General features: G+C 68.5%; 24 protein-coding genes. 16 read left to right on the top strand and 8 right to left on the bottom strand.

Annotation, left to right across the window (positions count from 1 at the left end):
- Positions 1-30: 30 nt before the first annotated feature.
- From OHN74_RS16970 to OHN74_RS16950, 5 genes are all read left to right on the top strand, one after another.
- On the top strand, positions 31-282 hold the full coding sequence (locus OHN74_RS16970) for a hypothetical protein (RefSeq protein ID WP_327695375.1): 252 nt from the start codon (positions 31-33) through the stop codon (positions 280-282).
- 82 nt (positions 283-364) lie between these two features.
- Positions 365-850 carry a TadE family protein gene (locus OHN74_RS16965; RefSeq protein WP_443060400.1) on the top strand — a complete coding sequence of 162 codons (486 nt, stop codon included), beginning with the start codon at positions 365-367 and terminating at the stop codon, positions 848-850.
- Positions 850-1284, top strand: a complete 435-nt coding sequence (locus OHN74_RS16960; RefSeq protein WP_327695373.1) for a TadE/TadG family type IV pilus assembly protein — start codon at positions 850-852, stop codon at positions 1282-1284. The genes OHN74_RS16965 and OHN74_RS16960 overlap by 1 nt, the downstream gene beginning before the upstream one ends.
- Before the next feature lie 14 nt (positions 1285-1298).
- On the top strand, positions 1299-1760 hold the full coding sequence (locus tag OHN74_RS16955; protein ID WP_443060556.1) for a pilus assembly protein TadG-related protein: 462 nt from the start codon (positions 1299-1301) through the stop codon (positions 1758-1760).
- Between the two features lie 155 nt (positions 1761-1915).
- Positions 1916-2302: a hypothetical protein gene (locus OHN74_RS16950; RefSeq protein ID WP_327695372.1), complete on the top strand. Its 387-nt coding sequence runs from the start codon at positions 1916-1918 to the stop codon at positions 2300-2302.
- Between the two features lie 63 nt (positions 2303-2365).
- Here OHN74_RS16950 and OHN74_RS16945 read toward each other — a convergent pair whose 3' ends face one another.
- Together OHN74_RS16945 and OHN74_RS16940 are read right to left on the bottom strand one after the other, a co-directional pair.
- Positions 2366-2578, bottom strand: coding sequence for a DUF397 domain-containing protein (locus OHN74_RS16945; RefSeq protein WP_327695371.1), 213 nt, complete (start codon positions 2576-2578; stop codon positions 2366-2368).
- Positions 2579-2588: 10 nt separating this feature from the next.
- Positions 2589-3440: a helix-turn-helix domain-containing protein gene (locus tag OHN74_RS16940; protein ID WP_327695370.1), complete on the bottom strand. Its 852-nt coding sequence runs from the start codon at positions 3438-3440 to the stop codon at positions 2589-2591.
- Between the two features lie 233 nt (positions 3441-3673).
- Here OHN74_RS16940 and OHN74_RS16935 point away from each other — a divergent pair, with 233 nt between their 5' ends.
- Complete coding sequence (locus OHN74_RS16935; RefSeq protein WP_327695369.1) at positions 3674-4114, top strand: ATP-binding protein; 441 nt, start codon at positions 3674-3676, stop codon at positions 4112-4114.
- A gap of 40 nt (positions 4115-4154) precedes the next feature.
- A complete protein-coding gene (locus OHN74_RS16930; RefSeq protein WP_327695368.1) occupies positions 4155-5057 on the top strand; it encodes a hypothetical protein in 903 nt (300 codons plus the stop codon).
- A gap of 47 nt (positions 5058-5104) precedes the next feature.
- Here OHN74_RS16930 and OHN74_RS16925 read toward each other — a convergent pair whose 3' ends face one another.
- Together OHN74_RS16925 and OHN74_RS16920 are read right to left on the bottom strand one after the other, a co-directional pair.
- On the bottom strand, positions 5105-6172 hold the full coding sequence (locus tag OHN74_RS16925; RefSeq protein ID WP_327695367.1) for a hypothetical protein: 1068 nt from the start codon (positions 6170-6172) through the stop codon (positions 5105-5107).
- Positions 6169-6831 carry a hypothetical protein gene (locus OHN74_RS16920; protein WP_327695366.1) on the bottom strand — a complete coding sequence of 221 codons (663 nt, stop codon included), beginning with the start codon at positions 6829-6831 and terminating at the stop codon, positions 6169-6171. Before OHN74_RS16920 ends, OHN74_RS16925 begins: the two co-directional genes overlap by 4 nt.
- Positions 6832-7183: 352 nt before the next feature.
- Between OHN74_RS16920 and OHN74_RS16915 the strand changes: the two genes are divergently transcribed.
- From OHN74_RS16915 to OHN74_RS16900, 4 genes are all read left to right on the top strand, one after another.
- Positions 7184-10243: a BTAD domain-containing putative transcriptional regulator gene (locus OHN74_RS16915; RefSeq protein ID WP_327695365.1), complete on the top strand. Its 3060-nt coding sequence runs from the start codon at positions 7184-7186 to the stop codon at positions 10241-10243.
- The gene (locus OHN74_RS16910) at positions 10240-11046 is read left to right on the top strand and encodes an A24 family peptidase (RefSeq protein WP_327695364.1); all 807 of its coding nucleotides are present in this window, start codon (positions 10240-10242) and stop codon (positions 11044-11046) included. The genes OHN74_RS16915 and OHN74_RS16910 overlap by 4 nt, the downstream gene beginning before the upstream one ends.
- 91 nt (positions 11047-11137) lie before the next feature.
- A complete protein-coding gene (gene mqnC / locus OHN74_RS16905) occupies positions 11138-12352 on the top strand; it encodes a cyclic dehypoxanthinyl futalosine synthase (protein WP_327695363.1) in 1215 nt (404 codons plus the stop codon).
- Between the two features lie 55 nt (positions 12353-12407).
- Positions 12408-12872 (top strand): imidazolonepropionase-like domain-containing protein, encoded by a 465-nt coding sequence (locus tag OHN74_RS16900; RefSeq protein ID WP_327695362.1) that lies wholly within the window; start codon positions 12408-12410, stop codon positions 12870-12872.
- An 82-nt stretch (positions 12873-12954) separates the two neighbouring features.
- On the opposite strand, the gene OHN74_RS16895 is transcribed toward OHN74_RS16900, so the two are convergent.
- Positions 12955-14004: a chitinase gene (locus tag OHN74_RS16895; RefSeq protein WP_327695361.1), complete on the bottom strand. Its 1050-nt coding sequence runs from the start codon at positions 14002-14004 to the stop codon at positions 12955-12957.
- 344 nt (positions 14005-14348) lie between these two features.
- On the opposite strand from OHN74_RS16895, the gene OHN74_RS16890 reads away from it, so the two are divergent.
- The 4 genes from OHN74_RS16890 to OHN74_RS16875 all read left to right on the top strand — a co-directional run bounded on the left by OHN74_RS16890 (position 14349) and on the right by OHN74_RS16875 (position 19494).
- Positions 14349-14831, top strand: coding sequence for a hypothetical protein (locus OHN74_RS16890; protein ID WP_327695360.1), 483 nt, complete (start codon positions 14349-14351; stop codon positions 14829-14831).
- A gap of 18 nt (positions 14832-14849) precedes the next feature.
- Entirely contained in the window at positions 14850-17297 is a 2448-nt protein-coding gene (locus OHN74_RS16885) for a bifunctional polysaccharide deacetylase/glycosyltransferase family 2 protein (RefSeq protein ID WP_327695359.1), read from the top strand.
- A complete protein-coding gene (locus OHN74_RS16880) occupies positions 17297-18664 on the top strand; it encodes an acyltransferase family protein (protein ID WP_327695358.1) in 1368 nt (455 codons plus the stop codon). Before OHN74_RS16885 ends, OHN74_RS16880 begins: the two co-directional genes overlap by 1 nt.
- A gap of 134 nt (positions 18665-18798) precedes the next feature.
- Complete coding sequence (locus tag OHN74_RS16875) at positions 18799-19494, top strand: demethylmenaquinone methyltransferase (RefSeq protein ID WP_327695356.1); 696 nt, start codon at positions 18799-18801, stop codon at positions 19492-19494.
- A 71-nt stretch (positions 19495-19565) separates the two neighbouring features.
- On the opposite strand, the gene OHN74_RS16870 is transcribed toward OHN74_RS16875, so the two are convergent.
- Entirely contained in the window at positions 19566-19877 is a 312-nt protein-coding gene (locus tag OHN74_RS16870; RefSeq protein ID WP_327695355.1) for a PASTA domain-containing protein, read from the bottom strand.
- A gap of 197 nt (positions 19878-20074) precedes the next feature.
- Positions 20075-20581 (bottom strand): GNAT family N-acetyltransferase, encoded by a 507-nt coding sequence (locus tag OHN74_RS16865; protein ID WP_327695354.1) that lies wholly within the window; start codon positions 20579-20581, stop codon positions 20075-20077.
- 99 nt (positions 20582-20680) lie between these two features.
- Between OHN74_RS16865 and OHN74_RS16860 the strand changes: the two genes are divergently transcribed.
- On the top strand, positions 20681-21964 hold the full coding sequence (locus tag OHN74_RS16860) for a geranylgeranyl reductase family protein (RefSeq protein WP_327695353.1): 1284 nt from the start codon (positions 20681-20683) through the stop codon (positions 21962-21964).
- A 36-nt stretch (positions 21965-22000) separates the two neighbouring features.
- Here the strand turns inward: OHN74_RS16860 and def are convergent, their stop codons facing one another.
- On the bottom strand, positions 22001-22627 hold the full coding sequence (def, locus tag OHN74_RS16855; RefSeq protein ID WP_327695352.1) for a peptide deformylase: 627 nt from the start codon (positions 22625-22627) through the stop codon (positions 22001-22003).
- Between the last annotated feature and the right edge of the window lie 42 nt (positions 22628-22669).

Below are 22669 nucleotides of genomic sequence, written 5' to 3'. Positions count from 1 at the left end.
CCAAGATTTGTTTTGAGAGGACAACTCACCATGAACGGACGGAACTTCCGCACCGGGATCCCGGCAATGGACTTCCTGGTCACCTTCCTGCAGGCCCGCGTGCAGCGCGCCCGCTCCGGTGAACTGGACCGCGGTGCGTCCGCGGTCGAGTGGGTCATCATCTCCGCGGTCGTCGTGGCGATCGTCGGCGTGGTCGCCGCGATCATCAACACCGCGCTGAGCGACGGCGCCAACAAGGTCGGCGACTGCATCAAGGGCGCCAAGGCAAGCGGCACCTGCTGATCGCACGTACGAAAACGGGGTGTACGGGGTCGAGTTGACGGGGTTGCTCGTGGGTGGTGCAGGCAGATGGGTACGCCGCAGGGTGGAGGCCGCACGGAAGTCGGCGTCCGCCCGCGGTGATGCCGGGACGGGCGGGAGCCTGGACTCCGGCTCCGGCGTTTCCGGTTCCCGCACGTCCGACTCCGGCATGACCGCGATCGAGTTCGTGCTGCTGACGCCCGTACTCTTCTTCATGATTTTCGCGACGGTGCAGTTCGCGCTGTACTTCTTCGCGGACCACGTGGCCCAGGCGGCGGCCCAGGCCGGCGCCCGCAAGGCCCGCGCCATGGCGCACGACCAGCCGGGCGCATGGCGGGGCGAGGCGCAGGACGTGGTGGACAGCTACATCCAGCAACTGGGCCCGACCCTGGTCCTGTCTCCGAACGTGACGATGCTCCAGCCGGAGCAGAACACGGTGGGCGTGGAGATCACGGCACGGGTGCCCACGGTCTTCCCGGGCTTCGATCTGACGGTGCACGCGCAGTCAGTGGGGCCCGTGGAGCGGTTCGTGCGGGAGGGGGAGAACTGATGAACTCGCCTTCCGGCGCGCGGAGTTGCGGCGTGCGAAATTACGGTGACCGGGGCCTGTCCACCATCGAGGTGGTGATCCTCGCCCCGGTGATGATCATGTTCATCCTGGTGCTGGTGGCCTTCGGGCAACTGGTCGACGGACGTGGGGCACTTGACGGGGCGGCGCGGGACGCGGCCCGGGCCGGGTCGATCCAGAAGGACCACGGGACGGCGATGGCGGAGGCCAGGAAGGCGGCCGAGGCCGATCTGACGGACGTCTGCTCGGGCCCGGTCACCGTCACCCAGACCAGTGCGGGCTTCGAGCCCGACACCATCTTCTCGGTCGAGGTGAGCTGCGAGGTGCGGGGCCTGGCGATGCTCGGCCTTGACATCCCGACGACGCTGACGGCGACCTTCAGCTCACCGCTGGACCCGTTCCGGAGGACAGTGTGACGCTGAGACCGAGGGTGCCCTCTGCCGTACGAGACTGGTCCGAGCGTCGGTTGACCCACCTCGACGACCGAGGATCGGGCGCGGGCGCGGTGATCATCTTCGCCCTCCTCTTCCTCTCCCTCTCCGCCTTCGTGATCGACGGCGGCATGTCCATCTCGAAGCGGGAACGGGCGGCGGACATCGCAGAACAGGCGGCGCGTTACGCCGCCCAGGACATCGACCTCGAAGCCCTCTACGGCAACGCGGCGGGCGGCGCCCCGATCAACTTCCAGAACTGCGACGCGAGAGTGAAGGCCTTCGCCCAGGAAATGGGCATGTCCGCCGCGGACACGGGCGCGTCCCACTGCGTGGCGGCGAACGCCGACGAGGTGCAGGTCGAGGTGCAGTTGACGTACTCGCCGGTGTTCACGGGGCTCTTCTACGGCGGGGATGTGACGGTACGGGGGGAGGCGGTGGCGGAGAACGAGGTCGGGTGAGTCGGGCGGGGCAAGTCGGCCGCCGTTCACATCGCTCGGGCTCGTTTGTCGCCGTCGCTCATCCGCTTGGACTCGAAGCCACGGAACCGTAGTTGTGCCCAGGTTCTTCGTAAATGTTGATCACTGAATGCATGAACACATCACTAGGAGATGCCATGCGGAAGAATCGAGTGGTTCAAGGCGCCGTCGCGGTAGCCGGAGCCGTCGCCCTTGTCGTTGGCGCGACGGGCTCTGCCAGTGCGGCCGACACCACGCTGAAACTGAATCGCGGCGGGCACACCATCGGCACGATGACCCACCTCGACCCCGACCCCGACACCTTCCGCGTATGCGACACGCGAGCCGACGGACACGGTGTCACCGGCAAGCTCTACATGTACGTGGCCGGGTGGCAGCTGAAGGAGACCAAGGCTGATGGTGGCGATGCCGGCTGCGACTACTTCGACTACAACGTCGTCCCGTACGCGGGTAAGTACCTGATGAAGCTGTGCTGGAACGGCCCCGGTGAGGTCTGCGTCCAGAAGGAGTTCACGGAGGACTGAGTCGGCCAGGGGGATGGCGCCCCTCGGCAGCGCGGCGGCTGTCTCGCGCGGAGCAGATCGTGGTCAGACGGCTGAGCGTGAAGTGTCGTACGTGTCGTCCCTGAGCGTCCCGATGAACGCGGTGAAGGCCCGGGCCGGGAACGAGAGCGTGCCATGGCCCGGGTCTTTGGAGTCGCGTACGGCGATGCGGGTGGGGAGTTCGGCTATCTCCACGCAGGTGTTGCCCTCGGCGCCGCCGGAGAAGGTGGACTTCTGCCAGTTCAGGGACTGGGTCATGGGGCGTGCCTCACAGTTCCTTCGACAGCCGTTGGATGAAATCCCGGGACGCTGTGGGGTCCAGCGTCGCCTCCTCCATCTTACGGAAAAGTGTTCGAAGCGTCCTCAGTTGAGGTTCCACGTCGATGAACGCGGTGTCGGATGCGCCGTCCCGGAACCCAGTGTCGAGCTGGGGCACCTGACCACCCATGTACATCATCGAGGCGCCTGCGCCGCCGAAGCCGTCCTGGTCGGTGGGGATTACGCGCACGGTCACGTGCCCTTGCTCGATCTGCTCCAAGATCTGCCGGAGTTGAGCACGGGAGACCTGGCGGTCGGCCACACGGATGCGTAGGGCGAACTCGTGGACGATCGTCTCGTACGGGGTGGGGCTGTCGCCCTCGACGACTCTGCGCCGCCTCATGCGGTGCTCCACCCGGGGCGCCAACTCACTCTCGGGCAGCTCCGGGCGCATGTACCCGAAGACGGCGCGGGCGTAGTCCGGGGTCTGGAGGAGTCCGGGAACCTGGGTGACGACGACTTCGCGCAGGAAGGTTGCGTGGTGCTCGGCCTCGGCCACGTCCAGATTCACCTGGGGCAGAACACCTCGGTACTCGTCCCACCAGCCACGCGCCCGGTCGCCGGTCATTGCGGCCAAGGAGTCGATCAACGCTGTATCTGTGCAGCCGTAGTGGGCCGCCAGTCGGCGGATGCGGTCCGCGCTGACGCCTGCGATGCCCGCCTCCATTTGACTCATTTGGGCCGAAGTCGAGTTCAGGAATGCTGCCACTTCCCGGGCTTTCAACCCTGCGGCCTCACGCAGCCTGCGTAGTTCTGTCCCCAGGCGCACCTGTCGCGCGGTGGGGTGGCTCCTTGGTGCCACGCACTCTCCCATTCTCAACAGCCTGAAGAAATGCCACGTTCGGGTGCCAGGATACGACAAAAGGTTGCGCGGGCAGAAAATAGTGCCCTACCTTCAGTGATGCGACGCACGCACTGCGGAACCACCGGGACCCCGGAAGCGCACCGCCCCGTCCTGCCACGACGGCTGCGGCATGCCACCGCCCGCATTCCCAGCGACCAGTCAACTCCCCTCCCCCTCAACGGAGTTCACGCATGCCCGAAACCGAAGGAAACGCCCCCGCCGTCAACGCACCCTGGGAGTACGTCCTCCACATCCCCCACGACCTCCGCGCCGTCACCGTCTGCCGTCGTACCGTCCGCCTCATCCTCACGATGCACGGCCTGATCCGCCTCACCGACGTCGCCGAACTCCTCGCAACGGAGCTGGTCTCCAACGCCGTACGCCACACCAAGGGCCGGGTAGCCCTGCGCCTGCGCATGCGGGCCGGCGTACTGCGCGTCGGAGCGTGGGATGCCGATCCCGAACCGCCCCAACCGCCTCCCTCGGCAGAGGAGTTGACGCAACTCGCGCACAGGGAGGAGGGGTGCGGCCTCGCCCTGGTCGGTTCGTGCGCAGACCTCTGGGGCTGGCAGCCGCTGAGCAGGAGCGGCGTCAAGGGCAAGTACGTGTGGGGTGACCTCGTGGCGGCCTGACTCGTTTATCGCACCGAACGGAAGATGGAAAGGAGAGCGGATGGTCGGCTCGTCGCATGAGGGCCTGCACCGGATCTGCCAGAAGGACCCGGCGGGTTTCACACGCACCCTTCAGCGCGTACTGCACATTCCCATCCCCGAGCCGCGTGAATTCGCGGTGCTGAACGCGGATCTGACCGAGATCGAGCCGATCGAGCGACGCGTGGACACGTTGCTGAGGGCGGAGACGGACGAGGGTACGTACCTCTTGGTCGTCGAATCGCAGGGAAAACTGGACGAGAGGAAACGGAGCAGTTGGGCGTACTACCTCAGCTACCTGTACGCGAAGTACCGTTGGGAGCCAGTGCTGATCGTCCTGACCCAGAGCAGGTCCACGGCTCGGTGGGCGGCGAAGCCGATCCGTCTGGGCCTGCCCGGCTGGCACTCGCTCACCGTGCGGCCGCTCGTACTGAGCCCGGAGAACGTGCCGCTCATCGCAGACCGAGCCGAGGCCGAACGGGACGTGTTCCTCGCAGCGTTCTCAGCGATGACGCATGGTAAGGGTCCAGGTGCCGCTGCCATACTGAAACCGCTGGCGGCAGCACTGGAGAACACTGATCCCGAAGGCGCGGGGATGCTCGCGCAGTTCGTCGAGTCATGCTTGGGCGATGCCCACGCCAAGAAGATCTGGAAGGAACTGATGATGCCGGTCAACTACTTCTTCCGCCACGAGGTCGCCGAGAAGGTCCGAGAAGAGGGCCGCGAAGAGGGCCGCGAAGAAGGCATCGAGAAGGAACGCGCGTCGATGATCCTCCACATCCTCAAGTGGCGCGGCATCACCGTTCCGGACTCCGTGCGGGACCGAGTGGAGGCCTGTTCCGACCTGGGGCAGCTCGAAATCTGGGCCAGGCGGGCAGTCGACGCGACGGACGCGGAGGACCTGTTCGCCGACCGCACGGGCTGACTCACCGCACGGGCTGACCCGTCCCGCCCGCCACGACTCGGCTCACGTCACCGGTTGACCGACTGGATCTCCTGGACGTCGATGCCCTGCGTCGTATCGAACGTGCCGTTCGGGAGGTCGCCCCCGGTGCCGTCGCTGCCCTGCCAGGTGATCTGCCAGGTGACGGAGGCCTTCAGCTGGTACGGGCTGCCATCGGTGGCGCGGAGGTACGTGATCCCGCACGGCGGGGCCTCGGACGCCTTGCCCGCTGTGTACGGCGTACCGATCGAGCCGTCGTCGTTGATCGTGCAGTCGCCCGAGGCCGGGTAGACGGTGGCGTCGGGCGTGCCCGGGTCCAGGTGGAGGGCGACCGGCTTGGCCGTCGTCTCCGCCCACAGGCCCGTGTTGGGGAGCTCGGCGCGCACCTTGACCTCCTGGAAGGTGCCCTTGTCCAGCCAGACCCAGGTGGGCAGGTTGACGGTGGACCTGGCCGTCGGGCGGAGTTCGATCTCGGTGCCAGGGACCTCGACCTTGTTGTAGGCGTACTCGGCGAGGATCTTCGGCGTGGGCGCGTTCGGCACGGCGGGGATCTCGCCCGCGTTCTGCCAGAACATGACACGGTCGCAACCCCAGGAATCAGGGTCCGCGGTGTCAGGTGCGACACCGCGCCAGAAGTAGCCCTCCTTGCCGAGGTTGTAGTCGTCGTAGCCGCTCGCGCTCGAGAAGGAGTCGTCGTTCCAGTTGGTGGCGTCCTTGCTGTCCCTGTAGTGGTCGGTCCACAACTTCACGCCACCCCAGGACACATGGGGACTGACGTATCCCAGGCCCACCGTCTCCGAGAACTCCTTGAGCTGCTCCGGCGTGAACACGGGTTCGTACCAGCAGGGCGGGGGCTTCCAGTTGACGTCCGTCGACGAGATGCTGCCCCGCTTGCCGCCAGTCGGGCCGCTGACCTGGGTGACCTTGATGTTGCTGTACGAGGCGGAGGCGAACACGTTCTTGCCTTCGGCGCCGCCCGACGGTGTGGTCGTCTTGCCCGGAATCGTGTTCGCGTGTGCGGTGCCGCCGCTCCAGAGCGTCAGGGCTACGGCAGCGGCTGCTGTCAGACGCAGGGAGGGCATGGGCAGTGTCGTCACCGGCACTCCTGCACCTTGCCCTTGACCTCGACGACCTGAGCCTTCCACACCTGGGAGGAGCCGGACGGAGGGAGCATGAGCAGGCTGTACTTCAAGTAGCTGTCCAGGTTTTCCTCGGTGCGGATGACCTTCCCGCTCTTGATCTCCTTGCTGTAGAACTTGGCCTGGTTCTCACAGAAGGTGACAAGGACCCGCTTGCCCCCACTGAGCGTGGTGACGTCGGAGCTGTGGTATCTGTCGGTCCCGGTGGGGGTCCAGCCTCCCTTTACCCAGGCCTGGATCTGGGATTTGGCGTACTGCGCGGCCTGGTCGCCCGAGTAGTACTGGTACGCCGGGTCGTCAGGGTCCTGCTTGACGATGCCGTGGGCCAGCGCCCGGATGTAGTTCTCCGCGTCGGCGAGCGCAGCCGCGTGTTTCGCATCGGACGGCGCATCGAAGTCGAAGACCAGCTTCACGTCCGCCGGCACGCTGAGGTCCGGGGCCCCCGCGTCTCCCTCAGTGGTCGCCGAAGCCGAAGCCGAAGGACTACTCGCCCCCGAATCCGCCCCCTTGATGTCGTCCGGCGTCGAATCATCGCCACCCCCGCCGCATCCGGTGAGCAGAAGGGCCGCTGTCGCGGTGAGCGTGGTGACGGTGATGGACAGGGCGCGGCGGGCCACGGTTGATCTCCCCCGGAGTCAGAACTGATGCGTGCTGATGCGTGTGTACTGCAGAGAACGAAGCTATCAGGGGTGCGTAGAGGGCATTTGTGTGCCGCCAGGGGGTTGTGTGGGGACCGTGAGGAGTGTGTCGTGGCGGTTGCGAACGGTACGTGTGCCGGGCGCCGTCGGTACCGGCATCGATACCAGGCACCCGGACCCGCCCTCCGTACAAGGCACCCGTACCCGGCATCCGTACCCGACTCGGACCGGGCGCCACCGACCCTCCACGCCCGAAATAAGATCCGGATAGGCTCAGCACACCCCCACATCTCCCTGCCACCCCACACGACACGAACCCAGGACACCCGCCATGCCGCGACGCAGCACTTCAAGCCGGACGGGAAGCTCGTCGGGAGACCCGTCGGGGCCCAGGAACCGTACGCCGCAGCCCCTGCCGAGGCGGCGGCGCAGTTTCGGTGACTTCGTCAAGGCGTTCTTCGCGTTCGTCGCCCTCGCCGGTCTGCTCCTCGGGGTGCCCTACGCGCTCGCCGTGTTCGTCGGCTGGCCGTTCCCGAACGGGTCGCCTTCCCTGGACTGGCTGCAGGAAGAGATCACGGTCAAGACGTTCACCGGCGTCCTCGGCGTCATCGTGTGGATCGCCTGGGCCCAGTTCACCGCGTGTGTGCTCGTCGAGGTGAAGGCCGCGCTGTCCGGCGTCGGGATGCCGGGGCGGGTGCCCGGGGCCGGGCCGAGTCAGCTGCTCGCACGGCAGCTCGTCGCCGCGCTGCTGCTGGTCGGAGCCACGGCCGCCTCCCTCACCCCTGGCCTCTCGCAGCTCGGGAACAGCTACGACGACAACCAGAGGGGCACCGTCGCCTCCGCCCAGGCCACGCCCGGCGGTTCACTGAGCGGGATGTTCGCGCAGCAGCAGGAGCAGGCGGCCAGTACCGCCGCCGCGCTCGGGAAGCAGGCCGCCGATGCCGCGAGTCACGCGGAGGCCGGGGGGCCGTCGGCCAAGGCCGAGGACACCAAGTACTACCGGATTCAGCCTCCCGAGGGGCGTCACCACGACTCCCTCTGGGAGATAGCTGAGCGGCACCTCGGCGACGGGCGCCGGTACGGCGAGATCTACCAGCTCAACAAGGACCGTGTGCAGCCGGACGGTTCGCGGCTCTCCGAGGCCAGTCTGATCCGCCCCGGCTGGATCATGCAGATGCCCGGCGACGCCCGCGGCGGCGACCTCGTCGAGATGCCCAGTACCGGCGCGGGCGGCGCGGGCACGAGCACCTCCGCTTCCGACAGCGGTGCCACCGTCTCCCCGCAGGTCGCGCAGCAGATCAACCAGTACGCCCAGACCGGCGACCACGCTCAGCGGGCCGGCGGCGGTCAGCAGGGCGGCACCGCCTCCCTCGACACCAACACCACCCGCATCAGCCTCTCCGACCGGCGCGCCGCAACCGGCTCCCAGGCCGCCCCCGCCGTACAGCACGAGCAGCACGCCGCCCCGGAGACCGCGACCTCCGCCGAATCCGACGCCGGTTTCTCCTTCGGCCTTCCCGAAGCCCTCGTCGGCGCGCCCCTCCTCGCCGCCGGTCTCCTCGGTGCCCTCGGGCGTCGGCGCAGGCAGGCGCTGTGGCAGTCGGCGCTCGGTGCGCTCGGCGGGCGGCGCGGTATGGAGCCGCCCACGCCGACCGGTGACGCCGCCGACGCCCAGGACGCGCTCCTCGTCGGCGCCGACCCCGAAGGCGTACGCCTGCTCGACCGGGCGCTGCGCGGCCTCGCCGCCTCCCTCGCCGGGGAGTCCCGCCCGCTCCCCACCGTCTACGCCGCCTGGCTCAGCAACGGTGACCTGCACCTCCAGCTCGCCCAGCCCGCCGGGAGGCCCCCGGCCCCGTGGCAGCTCGGCCAGGACCAGACGTTCTGGCTGCTGTCCCGGACCGATGCCGAGCGCTACGAGGATGTCGACACCGCCGCTCCCTACCCGGGCCTCGTCAGCCTCGGGACCATGGACGACTCACGCCTGCTGCTCAACCTGGAGTCCGTGCCGGGCATCGTCTCGCTGAGCGGGAGCGAGTCCGACCGGGCCGCCGTGTTCGCGTCCGTCGCCGCCGAGTTGGCCACCAACGGGTGGTCGGACCGGATGACCATCACCCTCGTCGGGTTCGGCCAGGACCTCACCCCCCTCGCCCCCAACCGGCTGCGCCACCTCGACGACATCGAGGCCCTCGTCGAGACGATGGAGGCCGAGACCCGGCAGCGGCGCGGTGCGCTGGGTGCGGCCGGCCACGACTCCGTACTCACCGGACGCACCGGGCCCGCCCAGCACACCCGTTGGGCCCCGCACCTCGTGCTCCTCGCCGCCGAACCCTCCGCCGACGACGCCGTCAAGCTCGCCGAACTCGCCTCCGACGCAAGCCGGTTGGGCATCGGATACCTCGTCGGCACCGAGAGCGGTGATCTGCCCGGCGCCGCCTGGGAGTTGGAGATCACCAGCGAGGGCAAGCTCCTCGCGCCCCTCCTCGGGCTCGAACTCGACGCCCAGCTACTGCCGTTGGACCTGCAGCGGGCGGTCGTCGAGCTGTTCGTCAGCGCCGACCCCGACGGCACTCCGGACGGCCCGACGAACACACCGCCCTTCCTCGTCGACATCAGCGAGCAGGGACGGCCGGCGGTGTACGCCCGGCTCGTGGGCCCGTACGAGATCATCGGCCTCGACACCCCTGACGGGGAACGCAGCCCGCTCCAACACGAGGCGCTCGCACTGCTGTTGCTGCACCGCGAGGGTGTGCACCCGCGGGTGCTCGCCTCCGCGCTCTGGCCGCGCGGTGTCACCGACGACGTCCGTGAGGCGCTTCTCGACCGGCTGCGCGTCTGGCTCGGCACCGACCCCGACGGCACCCCCCGCCTCGCCACCGACGCCAACGGGCGGCTCACGCTCGCCAAGTCGGTCGTGTCCGACCTCGATGTGCTGCGCTCCCTCTACCACGAGGCCACGCAGGGCAAGGGCGTCGACAGCCGGGTCGTCCGCGGGCGGCTCCTCACCGACGCGCTGGTGCTGGTGCGCGGGCCGCTGCTCGCCGACCGTCCCGAGGGTCGCTACGGCTGGCTCACGCACGAGATCATCGACGCCCAACTCCCGCTCCTGGTCGCGGACATCGGGCTCGCGCTCGCCGAGTTCCACCTGGTGAAGAACCGTGCCGAGCGGGCCATCGAGGCGCTCACCGCCGCCCTCAACTCCGCCCCCGGCGACGAGCGGCTGTGGCACGAACTCCTGCGCGCCACACACTCCACCGGCGACACGGACAAGCTCCAGCAGGTCGCCGCCGACCTGATCCGCCGCAGCGGTGCGCGCGGACTGCCGCCCCGCACCGAGGCCCTCCTCGACGAACTGCTGCCGACGTGGCGCGACGGCACAGCGGCAGTGGGATGAGCATCGACATCGACCAGCTGCTCGTCGTGGTCGCCGCGCTGTGGGGCGCGGCGGCCGGGACGCTCGTACCCCGCGCCGCCTACCGTTTCTCCGTCCAGCCGGAGGAGCCCTGGCAGGACAGGTGTCCGCAGGGGCACCCCCTGGGTGGCTGGCTCGGCCTGGCGCGCTGCGCGACCTGCGCCGGAGGTGAGCCCGCCCCGGACGCGGGGTACCTCGCCGCGGACGCGACAGCACCCTCGTACGGCCGAAGTCAGTCGTCCTACGGCCCCAGCACTCCCCTCCTCGCCCTCGCCACCGCGCTCGTCTGTGCCGCGCTCGCCGCCGCGACCGGTACCCGGCCCGAGCTCGGGGCCTGGCTGCTGCTCGCGCCCGTCGGGGTGCTGCTCGCGGTCGTGGACTTCCGGGTGCAGCGGCTGCCCGACCCGCTGACCCTCCCGCTGGCCGCCGCCGCCCTCGTCCTGCTGGGCGGGGCCGCCCTGCTGCCCGAACACGCCGGTGACTGGCCCACCGCCCTGCTGGGCGCCCTGGTGCTCGGGGGCGCGTACTTCGTGCTCTTCCTCATCAGCCCCAACGGCATGGGCTTCGGCGATGTGAAACTCGCCCTCGGACTCGGGGCCGTCCTGGGCTGGTACGGCTGGGGGAGTGTCGTACTCGGCACCTTCGCCGGGTTCCTGTTCGGAGGCCTGTACGGGCTCGGGCTCGTCATCGCGCGGCGGGCCGGTCGCCGTACGTCGATCCCGTTCGGGCCGTTCCTGATCGCGGGCGCGTTCGTCGGGCTGCTGATCGGGGCGTACGCGGCCTGACGTGAGGCGTGGCGGGACGCTGACGTGAGGCGGGTCAGGGCACTGACGTAGGCTGGAACGGTCCGCCCCACGCCTTCCGAAGGGACGCCCGGTGACCGAGAACGCCGACCATCTGTCGTTTGATGTCACAGCCGTCCTCGAACGTGCGGCGGCAGGTGAGCGGATCACCCCCGAAGAGGCGCTCCACCTCTACCGCGACGCCCCGCTGCACGCCCTCGGCTCCGCCGCCGACGCCGTACGCCGCCGCCGTTACGCGGGTACGGAGCACATCGCGACGTACATCATCGAGCGCAACATCAACTACACGAACGTGTGCGTCACGGCGTGCAAGTTCTGCGCCTTCTACGCCGCTCCCAAGGACACGGCCAAGGGCTGGACCCGGGACCTGGAAGACATCCTGCGGCGCTGCGCGGAGACCGTCGAACTCGGCGGCACGCAGATCATGTTCCAGGGCGGCCACCACCCGGACTACGGCGTCGAGTACTACGAGAAGCACTTCGCCGCGATCAAGGCCGAGTTCCCGCAGCTCGTCATCCACAGCCTGGGTGCGAGCGAGGTCGAGCACATGGCCCGGATCTCGAAGGTGTCGGTCGAGGAGGCGATCACCCGTATCCACGAGGCCGGTCTCGACTCCTTCGCCGGCGCCGGCGCGGAACTCCTCCCCGAGCGCCCCCGCAAGGCCATCGCGCCCCTCAAGGAGTCCGGCGAACGCTGGCTGGAGATCATGGAGACCGCGCACGGGCTGGGCGTCGAATCGACGTCCACCATGCTCATGGGCACCGGCGAGACCAACGCCGAGCGCATCGAGCACCTGCGGATGATCCGTGACGTACAGGACCGGACGGGCGGCTTCCGCGCCTTCATCCCGTACACCTACCAGCCCGAGAACAACCACCTCAAGGGCCGTACGCACGCCACGATCTTCGAGTACCTGCGCATGATCGCCATCGCCCGCCTCTTCATGGACAACATCGCCCACATCCAGGGCTCCTGGCTCACCACGGGCAAGGAGGCCGGCCAGCTGTCCCTGCACTACGGCGCGGACGACCTCGGCTCGATCATGCTGGAGGAGAACGTCGTCTCCGCGGCGGGCGCCAAGCACCGCTCCAACCGCATGGAGATCATCGACCTGATCCGCAGGGCCGGCCGCGTCCCCGCCCAGCGGACCACGACGTACGAGCACATCGTCGTCCACGACGACCCGGCGAACGACCCGGTCGACGAGCGCGTCATGTCCCACATCTCGTCCACCGCGATCGAGGGCGGCACGGCCCACCCCGAGCTGAAGCTCCTCGCCAGCAACTGACCGACAGATCATCCGTCCGTCCGCCCATCCATCCAACCGACCAACTGGCCTTCCTGTGCTGACGATTCATGCTGCCGACGAGGTCCGCGTCGGCTGGGACGAAGAGCCTCTGAAGGACGCCGCCGTCGCCGTCGACGGCAACCGGGTCGCCGCCGTGGGCCCGGTCGCCGAGGTGACGGAGCGGTTCCCGGGGGCGCGGGTGCGGCGCTGGCCCGGCGTCCTGGGCCCCGGGCTCGTCCACGAGGGCCCGCTCCCGGACGCCCCGTCCCCACGTGAACGCGTGCACGCCGTGCTCAAGGGGGGTGCGGTGGCGGTGCTGGAGGAGTACGTCACCTCACCCGAACTGCGGTCGGCCGCCGAACGCAACGAGGTCGTCGTACTGGCGCGGACACTGACGCGGACGCGGACGCGGATTCCGGTGATCGTCGAGGGCGAGCGGGCCGACCTGGCGGTATTCGACGAGGGCGGGCTGTGTCTGGCCACGGTGTGCGCGGGACGACTGGTTCACCGACGCCGGTGAGTTGTCGTTTTTCGGGGGCGCGGGGAACTGCGCGACAAGCCCACACACACCTGCACCCGACAAACAACAGATCCCACCCCTCTCACCCTGAAAACGCCACCCCGAACGCCCCCGCATCCTGAGAAACCCCACTGCAATTTGTTGCCGCGTCATCAGCCGAGGAAACCCCCTCCTCGCACTCCTGATCCCGAAATGTCGACCACATCGACACCCACGCAATCCCCTTCTCCTCCGCGAACGTCCGCACCTCTGCCGCGTCCGCCAAGGAGAACGTCTCATTGTCGACGTCATTCACCCCGATCATCGACGTCAACGCCATGCCCTGCCACGCCCCCGCCTCCGACAGCCCGAATATGTCGGCGAGTTGATCGTGTGTCGCGGCGGCCGAGGCGAGTGCGTAGTCGCCCATGTCGCCGGTGTGCTCGCTGCTGTAGTTCATCGTCATGATGTTGACCGTGGACACCTGCACGGAGTTGTTGTTCGCCGAGTCGAGCAGGGCCACGCTGTCGTCGTCGAGGCCGGTCGGCATGACGGGCAGGGTGAAGGAGACGCTCAGGTCGGTGCGTTCCTTCTGCAGCAGGGCGATCGCCTTCGAACGCAGCTCGACGGAGGCGGAGTCGGTGAGGGTGTCGCCCTCGACGTCGAAGTCGGCCTGGGTCGAACCGGCGGCGTCCAACGCGGCGCCGTAGGCCTTGGCCAGGGCGGACGCGCTGTCGCAGACCTCGGCCAGCTCCTTGCCGGAGGCGCCGCCGAAGGACACACGCACCGAGCCGCCGGTCCCCGTGAGCTTCGCTATGCGGGACTTGACGGCCGAGTCGCCGATGGCCGTCGTACCGTTCCACTTCGGCGTACACGTCGTACCGTCCGAGATCACGAACGCCAGGTTGTACGCCGTCGGTGAGCCGGCGCTGTCGTTGGCGTTCGCGTCGGTGGCGCTGACGTACGGGGCGAACTCGGTCGTCGAGGAGGTGCTCGCGGAGGGCGAGACGCTTGGCGAGACCTGTCCGGAAGGGGCCTCGGACGCGGCGTCGGAGCCGCTGTCCGTGTCGCTGTCCGAGCCGGACGAGCACCCGACGCAGGTCAGTGCCACCAGACATGTGAATCCGGCGGCCGACCTCAGAAAACGCCTCATCGCGCACGCACCCGCTCTCGTGATTTCTGTCTCAGTGATGTCTGAGTGATATCTGTCTCAGGATGGAAACAAAGTGTGTTTCCCAAGTGGATCCGAAGTGGAAAGGTCTCACACGAGCCTGTCCTTCATGAGGACAGTGGACACACAGCGGGCTCATGGACAGCGCGCCGTGAAGGGCACGAATGGGGCAAGCAAGCAGGACAATCAACTCCTTTCCATTGAGGGTGGGTTGCGCAGGCTTCCGGGGAATCTCTCAGAAGATGCACAGGTTAAGGAGTTTCTCATGGGCGTCTCACATGAGAACCAGAGTTTCGGTCACATAAAGGCCTCCTAATGTCCGGGGAATGCATTCCGAGCCTGACATCGAAAACCGTGCCGCCGGCCGCGGCCGACGCCGTAAGAGCGGTAAGGGGTCCGACGGATCCAATGGGCCCAACGGGTCAAACGGGTCCGTAGACGGTCCCGTATTCGTCGACAACTCCGGCCGCCGGGCGAAACTGCTCCGCCGGTTCGGCACCTTCCTCGGTGTCGTCTGTCTTGGGTATGCCGTCGTGCTCGGCATGGCCTTCATGGGCTGGGGCACGTCGCTCACTCCGTCCTCGCTGCTGCCCTTCGGAGGCGGCGGCCCCGGCGGCAATCAGGGCCCGGGCGGCAACCAGCAGCCGCAGGGCGGCTTCGGAGCGGCCCCGTCGGGTGCTCCCACCGGCGTCGCCACCCCGCCCGTCAGGCCCTCCGGCACCCCGCCGGCGGGCATCGCCACGGGCGAGCCGCCCGCTTCGGCACCGACCGCGACCGCCACCGCGTCCGCCTCCGCGGACGCCAACTGACCGGAACGCAGCCACCACATGACTACGACGACCACCTCACGACGCGGCCGCAGGCGCGCCCCCTCGAAGGTGCAGCGGGCCGCCGGCAAGGCCGCGGCGCTGCAGAAACCGCGAGTCATCCTCGCCATGCTGCTCCTGCTCGCGCTGACCAGCGTGATGCTGCTCGACGGCTATCTGCGCGCGGAGGTCGGCGGCGACCAGCGCGTACGCACCGGAGCCAGCTCGAACGACGTACCCGACAAGATCATCAACGGCGGGCCGATACTCAGCTTCCGCAACGGGCAGGCCGTGACCCAGTCCGTGCCGGACAAGACCATCGCGCTCACCTTCGACGACGGTCCGAACCCCACCTGGACGCCCCAGGTCCTGAAGATCCTGGAGGAGTACGACGTCCCCGGCACGTTCTTCGTGGTCGGCTCGATGGTGTCGCGTTACCCGAGCATCGTGCGGACGATGGTCGAAGAGGGCAACGAGATCGGCATCCACACCTTCACGCACGTCGACCTCTCCTACCAGAGCGACGCCCGCGTCAACCGCGAGATGCAGCAGACGCAGCTCGCGCTGGCGGGCGCGGCCGGCATCACGACGACGCTGTTCCGGGCGCCGTACTCGTCGGAGGCGGACGCCATCGACAACTACAGCTGGCCCGTCTACAAGAAGCTCGGCGAGGAGGGCTACACCAGCGTCTTCGTCGACACCGACAGCGACGACTGGAAGCGGCCCGGCGTCTCGAAGATCGTCAAGTGGGCCACACCGGAGGACGGCAAGGGCGCCTCGGTGCTCTTCCACGACGCCGGCGGTGAGCGCTCGCAGACGATCAAGGCGCTGCCGACGTACATCAAGAAGATGAAGGCCGCGGGTTACACCTTCACCACCATCAGCGGCGCGATCCAGCAACAGGCGTCGAGCGCCCGGCAGACGGCCACAGGTACGGATACGGGGACCGGCACAGGTACGAGTGCCACCGAGGGCTCAGCGGGCTCGGGTACGGGCACAGGCGCGGCCACGGGTGCGCCGGGCACCGCCGAGGGCCAGCTGCCCGGCGGCGCGCCGACCGGCCGGCAGGGCAACGGCCAGCTCGGCAATGGTGGGGCCGGCAACGGTCAGACGGGCATCGGCCCCGGCAGCACGGGGACGTCGAGCCTCCAGGCCGCCCACCGCACCGCCACCGGCGCGACTCTCTACGAGGGCAAGGCACTCATCGCGGCTGTCGCCGTCGCCGAATGGGCGGTACCGGGGTTGGCGACCGGACTCGCGGTCGTCGGCTTCGCCGTCATGGGCCGGTTCGGGATGATGCTGATCCTCGCCCGCCGCCACTACCGGCAACGCAACCGGAAACGCGGCAAGGGCGGCAAGTTCAGCTGGGGACCGACGGTCACCCGCCCGGTGACCGTGATCGTGCCCGCGTACAACGAGAAGGAGTGCATCGCCAACACCCTTGAGTCGCTGGCGAAGAGCACCCACCCGATCGAGATCATCGTCGTCGACGACGGCTCGGACGACAACACGTCCCAGATCGCGCGCGACGCTGCCCTCACCTTCGGCATGACGAACGTCCGGGTCATCCGCCAGGAGAACGCGGGCAAGCCGGCCGCCCTCAACAACGGTGTACGCAGCGCCAGTTACGACATCGTCGTGATGATGGACGGTGACACCGTCTTCGAACCGGACGCCGTCCACCAGCTCGTGCAGCCCTTCGCCGACCCCGAGGTGGGCGCGGTCGCGGGCAACGCCAAGGTCGGCAACCGCAACACCGTCATCGGCGCCTGGCAGCACATCGAGTACGTGATGGGCTTCAACCTCGACCGGCGCATGTACGACCTGCTGCGCTGCATGCCCACCATCCCGGGCGCGATCGGCGCGTTCCGCCGCGACGCGGTCCTCGATGTCGGCGGCATGAGCGAGGACACGCTCGCCGAGGACACCGACATCACCATCGCGATGCACCGCGCGGGCTGGCGGGTCGTCTACCAGGAGCACGCCAGGGCCTGGACGGAGGCGCCCGCCTCGCTCAAGCAGCTGTGGTCGCAGCGCTACCGCTGGTCGTACGGCACGATGCAGGCTCTCTGGAAGCACCGCAAGTCCCTTACGGACAAGGGTCCGTCGGGCCGCTTCGGCCGCGTGGGCATGCCGTTGGTGGTCATCTTCCAGATCGTCACGCCGGTCTTCGCCCCGCTGATCGACGTCTTCACCGCCTACTCGATGATCTTCATCGACTTCCAGGCGGCCCTGCTGGCGTGGCTCGCGGTGCTGGGCATCCAACTCGTCTGCGCCGCCTACGCGTTCCGCCTGGACCGCGAGAAGTACCGCTACCTGCTGATGATGCCGCTGCAGCAACTCGCGTACCGCCAGATGATGTACCTCGTCCTCATCCACTCGTGCATCACCGCCCTCACCGGCGGCCGTCTGCGCTGGCAGAAACTGAAGCGCACGGGCGAGGTCGGCACTCCGGCGGGGGCAAGCTGATGAGCTGGGGGACGGATCAGCAGGGCTACGGCCAGAACCATGGTTACGGCAACGACTACGGCAACAACAACTATGGCTACGAGTACGGGCAACAGCCGTATCCGCAGGAGCCGTACCCCCAGCAGTACGTCGATGGCGGCCAGGTCGATTACGGCCAGATCGACTACGGGCAAGTCGGCTACGGCCAGCAGGAGTTCGTGACGCCCGACGTCAACGACACCAAGGAGACGGAACTTCCGGGGACGGAACTTCCGGGGACGGAACTTCTGGAGACGGAACTTCCCGAGTCCGGGCCGGAGATCGCGCCTGAATCCGCGCCGAAGGCGCAGAAACCGGCGGGCCGCGACCGCTACTTCGACACCCTCCGGGCGGTCGCCCTGGTCCGTGTCGTCACGTACCACACCTTCGGCTGGGCCTGGGCGGGCATGGTGTTCCCCTCCATGGGGATCATGTTCGCCCTCGCCGGCACGCTGATGGCGAAGTCCCTGGAACGCCCCGCCCTCAAGGTGATCAGGAGCCGGGTCCGCCGGCTCCTGCCGCCCTTCTGGTTCTGGGGCTTCTTCGTGGTCGTCGCGATGATGGTCCACGACTGGATGCCGGGCTGGCAGATCGTCTTCTGGGTAGTGCCGCTGGGCGACCCGCCGGGCAACGCCTGGGGCGAGCAGGCCTGGGAGATCCTCTGGTACCTGCGCACGTATCTCTGGTTCGTCCTGCTCTCCCCGGTGCTCCTGAGGACGTTCCGCCTGGCTCCGGTGGCCGTACTCCTCCTCTCCCTGGCCCCGATCGTGGTGTTCCACTACCTCTGGGAGCCCCCGGACAACCGCTTCGGCAACGGCCTCACCGACCTCGCCACCTTCCTCTTCTGCTGGGTGCTCGGCTTCGCGCACCGCGAGGGCGTCCTGCAACGACTCAAGCCGGCACTGGTGGTCCTCCTCTCGCTGGCCGCCATCGGCTTCGGCGGCTGGTACGCCTTCACCCACCAGGCCGAGACGGGCTCCTACGACCTCGACGACATCCCGCTCGCGCAGGCGTTCTGGTCGGCGGGCTTCGTGACGCTGCTGATGTACGCGAAGGCGCACTTCGAGATCGACTTCGCGGGGCTCACCCGCCACAAGCGGCTCGACCGGATCGTGACGATCTTCAATGCGCGCGCCGTCACCCTCTACCTCTGGCACGAGATCGCGCTGATCCTGGCCGTCCCGCTGATCGACCAGTTCTGGAACGTCCCGGCCTTCGAGAAGTACCTGCCGCTGGAGAGCCAGTGGTTCATGTTCGGCGTCGGCTGGGTCCTGATCGGCGTGTTCATCCTGCTGTGCGGCTGGGTGGAGGACGTGGCCGCCAGGAAGAAACCGAAACTGCTGCCGTAGGCGGCCGACCGACCGACTGGTGCGGGCGACTGGTGCGGGCGACTGGTGCGGGCGCGGGCCGGGCGCGTCAGATGCGCCCGGCCCGCGCCCGTGCCGCCGGAAGGTCATGACGTACGTACTGCCACAATGGGCACGTGACCCGCGCATCCCTGAACAAGCAGCCGCACGAAGTCGCCTCGATGTTCGACGACGTGGCGGAACGGTACGACCTCACGAACGACGTGCTGTCGCTCGGCCAGGACCGTGTGTGGCGCAAGGAGGTCGCGAAGGCGGTCGACGCCCGCCCGGCGCAGAGGATCCTCGACCTGGCCGCCGGTACGGCCACGTCCTCCCTCCCCTTCGCCCGCACGGGCGCGTACGTCGTCCCCTGTGACTTCTCCCTCGGGATGCTCAGGGTCGGCAAGCGGAACCACCCCTGGCTGCCCTTCACGGCGGGCGACGCCACCAAGCTGCCCTTCAAGGACGACACCTTCGACGCGGTGACGATCTCCTTCGGGCTGCGCAACGTCCAGGACACGGGCGCGGCGCTGCGCGAGCTGTACCGGGTCACGCGCCCCGGTGGACGGGTCGTGATCTGCGAGTTCTCGCACCCGACCTGGGCGCCCTTCCGCACGGTGTACACGGAGTACCTGATGCGCGCCCTGCCCCCGGTCGCCCGCGCGGTCTCCTCGAACCCCGACGCGTACGTCTACCTCGCCGAGTCCATCCGCGCCTGGCCCGACCAGCCGGCCCTGGCCGAACTGCTGCGTGAAGCGGGCTGGTCGCAGACTGCCTGGCGCAACCTCACGGGCGGCGTCGTGGCCCTGCACCGAGGCTTCAAGCAGCCGTAGCCGTAGCGGGGGCGGCAGCTGAAGCTGGCGGATTCCTCTTCCCGGTCCTCTGTTCGCTGTCGATCACCTGATCACCTGATCACCTCGAACGCGTCCCCGGGGCGGTCCAGTTCGCGCTCCAGTCCACCCCTGGGCGGCTTCGGCACCCGCGGCTCGCGCACCCCCGCGCCCCCGCCGCCTTCGCCCTCCCCGAAGTCGAACCACACGGTGACGACGGCACCGCGCGGTATCGCGACGCCGGGCGGCGGATACTGCCGTACGACGTAGTCGACGACGGTGAGCTGGAATTCGGGCCGATCGGGCGCGGCAAGGAGCACTCCGTGCGCCCGGGCCCTCTCGCGCGCGTCCATGGCCATCAGGCCGACGAGTTTCGGTACGCGCACTTCGGTTGTGTTGGGTGTTCTGTGCACAGACGTCACCCCCAGCGGTACGGGCAGGGTAACTCCGGCCACGTACCGTCCGGAAGCGCTAAGTGTTTTTCTGCGCGAAATTACTACCGTCTGTAACTGTCTGTGGTCGCTGACCGAGTCGGTCGCGGATCACGCCGATCGCGGACCAAAGCGATCTCAGGCCAAGCCGATCACAGATCAAGCCGGTAGCAGTGCCCCTCCTGCTTCAGCGTCGGCGTCGTGAAGACATCGGTGAGCCGCATGCCAAGCCGTCGGGTGACCGCGATGGACCGCTCGTTGCGGGCGTCGACCATCGCGACCACGCTGGACACACCCGCCGCGCGCACCCGCTCCAGGGTCAACCCGGCCGCCGCCGTGGCGTATCCCTGTCCCCAGTGGGCCCGTCCGAGCCGCCAGCCGATCTCGATCTCGCCCTTGGGCCCCCAGTCCCGCGGCCACGGCTGGGCGCCCGTGAAGCCGATGACCTGGTCCGACTCGTCGAGCATGGTCCAGAAACAGAACCCGTGCTCGGCGTCGTGCCGGCGCTGGCGGGCGGTCAGTTCCTCGTAGACGGACAGCTCCGCCGATCTGCCCCCGTGGAACTCCATGACATCGGGGTCGTCGAAGACCCGGTGCCACGCGAAGGCGTCCTCGTCGGTGGGAACACGCAGGCGTACTACGGGGAGCGCTCGGTTCACGGGGCAGCCCTTCAGCCGGGTGATCAGTACTGCTGAATAGACTGCCCATGTCCAGTGCCTGTCGGCACGCAGATTTGAGAGTCTTGGGGAGAACCCGTCGTGACCGAGCCCCTCTCCGAAAACACCGCCGATGTCATCGTCGTCGGGGCCGGGCCAGCCGGTTCCACCACCGCCTACTACCTGGCGAAGGCCGGACTCGACGTACTGCTGCTGGAGAAGACCAGCTTCCCGCGCGAAAAGGTCTGCGGCGACGGCCTCACGCCCCGGGCGACCAAGCAGCTCGTCGCGATGGGCATCGACATCTCCGAGGAGGCGGGCTGGCTGCGGAACAAGGGCCTCCGCATCATCGGCGGCGGTGTCCGCCTCCAGCTCGACTGGCCGGAACTCGCCTCCTTCCCCGACTACGGACTCGTCCGCAAGCGCGACGACTTCGACGAACAGCTCGCCCGCCAGGCCCAGAAGGCGGGCGCGCGGCTGTACGAGCGCTGCAATGTCGGCGCCCCGATCACCGACGACCGCACCGGCCGCATCACCGGCGTGCACGCCAAACTCGGTGAGGACAAGCGCGAGGTCACCTTCCACGCCCCGCTGGTGGTCGCCGCCGACGGCAACTCCACCCGCCTGTCCCTGGCGATGGGCCTGCACCGCCGCGAGGACCGTCCGATGGGCGTCGCGGTCCGTACGTACTTCACCTCTCCGCGCCACGAGGACGACTACCTGGAGTCCTGGCTGGAACTCTGGGACCGGCGAGGGTCCGAGGACCGCCTGCTCCCCGGCTACGGCTGGATCTTCGGCATGGGCGACGGCACGTCCAACGTAGGCCTCGGCGTGCTCAACACCTCGGACTCCTTCAAGGAGCTGGACTGGCGTGAGGTGCTGAAGGCCTGGTGCGCGTCGATGCCGGAGGACTGGGGCTACACCTCCGACAACATGACCGGCCCGATCCGCGGCGCCGCTCTCCCGATGGCCTTCAACCGCCAGCCCCACTACACGAAGGGGCTGCTGCTCGTCGGCGACGCCGGCGGCCTGGTGAACCCCTTCAACGGCGAGGGCATCGCCTACGCCATGGAATCCGGCCAGATCGCCGCCGACGTCATCGTCCAGGCCCACGCGCGGGCCACACCGGCCCAGCGGGAGATCGCGCTCCAGCGCTACCCGCGCGTGCTCAAGGACACCTACGGCGGCTACTACACGCTCGGCCGCGCCTTCGTGAAGCTCATCGGCAACCCGAAGGTCATGAAGATCGCGGCCGAACGCGGTCTGACCCACCCCTTGTTGATGAAGTTCACCCTGAAGATGCTGGCCAACCTGACCGACCCGACGGGCGGCGACGCGATGGACCGGATCATCAACGGCCTGAGCAAGGTGGCCCCGAAGGCGTGACCGGCGGAGGCCCTTGCCTCAGGAGGTGAGGGCCTCTCAGGAGGTGAGGGCTTCCTGCTTGGCGGCCCGTCGCGCGAACACTTCCTCGCGACGGTCCGCCACCTGCCGCAGCGCGTCCTTCCGCTCCCGCCCGGAGAGCCGATCCAGATACACGCGCCCGTTCACATGGTCCGTCTCATGCTCCAGGCACCGGGCGAAGTACCCCGTCCCCTCGACGACCAGAGCGTTCCCGTCCTGATCGAGCCCGCGCACGACGGCACGATCAGGACGCGGTACGTCCATCACGGCCCCCGGCACGGACAGGCAGCCCTCGCCCTCGTCGAGGAGGCGCCGGTCGCCGGCGTCGAGCGGCTCCAGCACCGGGTTGACGATGTGCCCGACATGCCGGACACCGTCGTCGTCCAGGCAGTCGTAGACGAACAGCCGCAGACCGACACCGACCTGGTTGGCCGCGAGCCCGGCTCCGTCGGCCGCGTACATCGTCAGGAACATGTCGTCGATGAGCGCGGCCAGTTCGGGCCCGAACTCGGTCACGTCCCGGCACGGCTTGTGCAGGATCTCTTCGCCCACTTCGGTGATCCGCCGCACGGCTCCACGCCGTGCCTCGGGCGTGAGCCGCGGATACGAGTCGACGGGCCTGCCCTGTACGAAGACACGTGGCATCGCTGTCTCTCCTTCTGCTGTGTGAAGTGCCGAAAGCACCGA

Source organism: Streptomyces sp. NBC_00459 (assembly GCF_036013955.1).
GTDB lineage: Bacteria > Actinomycetota > Actinomycetes > Streptomycetales > Streptomycetaceae > Streptomyces.
This window is presented reverse-complemented; position numbering and strand designations above follow the sequence as displayed.

Bases quoted from the DNA above. Each gene is read 5' to 3' on its own strand.
- OHN74_RS16970 (WP_327695375.1), top strand. From the start codon at position 31: ATGAACGGACGGAACTTCCGCACCGGGATCCCGGCAATGGACTTCCTG.
- OHN74_RS16960 (WP_327695373.1), top strand. From the start codon at position 850: ATGAACTCGCCTTCCGGCGCGCGGAGTTGCGGCGTGCGAAATTACGGT.
- OHN74_RS16950 (WP_327695372.1), top strand. From the start codon at position 1,916: ATGCGGAAGAATCGAGTGGTTCAAGGCGCCGTCGCGGTAGCCGGAGCC.
- OHN74_RS16945 (WP_327695371.1), bottom strand. From the start codon at position 2,578: ATGACCCAGTCCCTGAACTGGCAGAAGTCCACCTTCTCCGGCGGCGCC.
- OHN74_RS16935 (WP_327695369.1), top strand. From the start codon at position 3,674: ATGCCCGAAACCGAAGGAAACGCCCCCGCCGTCAACGCACCCTGGGAG.
- OHN74_RS16930 (WP_327695368.1), top strand. From the start codon at position 4,155: ATGGTCGGCTCGTCGCATGAGGGCCTGCACCGGATCTGCCAGAAGGAC.
- OHN74_RS16915 (WP_327695365.1), top strand. From the start codon at position 7,184: ATGCCGCGACGCAGCACTTCAAGCCGGACGGGAAGCTCGTCGGGAGAC.
- OHN74_RS16910 (WP_327695364.1), top strand. From the start codon at position 10,240: ATGAGCATCGACATCGACCAGCTGCTCGTCGTGGTCGCCGCGCTGTGG.
- OHN74_RS16895 (WP_327695361.1), bottom strand. From the start codon at position 14,004: ATGAGGCGTTTTCTGAGGTCGGCCGCCGGATTCACATGTCTGGTGGCA.
- OHN74_RS16890 (WP_327695360.1), top strand. From the start codon at position 14,349: ATGCATTCCGAGCCTGACATCGAAAACCGTGCCGCCGGCCGCGGCCGA.
- OHN74_RS16885 (WP_327695359.1), top strand. From the start codon at position 14,850: ATGACTACGACGACCACCTCACGACGCGGCCGCAGGCGCGCCCCCTCG.
- OHN74_RS16880 (WP_327695358.1), top strand. From the start codon at position 17,297: ATGAGCTGGGGGACGGATCAGCAGGGCTACGGCCAGAACCATGGTTAC.
- def (WP_327695352.1), bottom strand. From the start codon at position 22,627: ATGCCACGTGTCTTCGTACAGGGCAGGCCCGTCGACTCGTATCCGCGG.